This is a genomic window from Saccharomonospora iraqiensis subsp. paurometabolica YIM 90007 (assembly GCF_000231035.2).
GTDB lineage: Bacteria > Actinomycetota > Actinomycetes > Mycobacteriales > Pseudonocardiaceae > Saccharomonospora > Saccharomonospora paurometabolica.
Genome location: NZ_KI912260.1, coordinates 105,346 through 105,592, shown reverse-complemented (window position 1 = coordinate 105,592; position 247 = coordinate 105,346). Strand labels below are relative to the sequence as shown.

The window sequence follows — 247 nt, the reverse complement described above, 5'->3', positions numbered from 1 at the left end:
CGGCCGCGCACGAGGTCACCGCCCAGCGGGCGGTCGCCGACGACCTGCTGTCCGCGCTCACCCGGGCCGTGAGCACACTCCCTGCGGGCGACGCCTACGACACGGCTGTGGCGGTGGCACCGATGCCGGACGACGACGCCGCACGCGCGGCGGTGGACTGGGTGGACTCGGCCGTCGCGGCGGGGGCGGACCTGCTGACCGGGGGCGGACGGCGGGGCAGGCTGGTCGAGCCCACGCTGCTCGACCT

1 protein-coding gene is annotated in these 247 nt (G+C 77.7%); it reads left to right on the top strand.

Annotation, left to right across the window (positions count from 1 at the left end; translation table 11 throughout):
• Window positions 1-247, top strand: a 247-nt coding sequence (locus tag SACPADRAFT_RS29335; RefSeq protein WP_040924749.1) for an aldehyde dehydrogenase family protein, incomplete at both ends; no start/stop codon positions are given.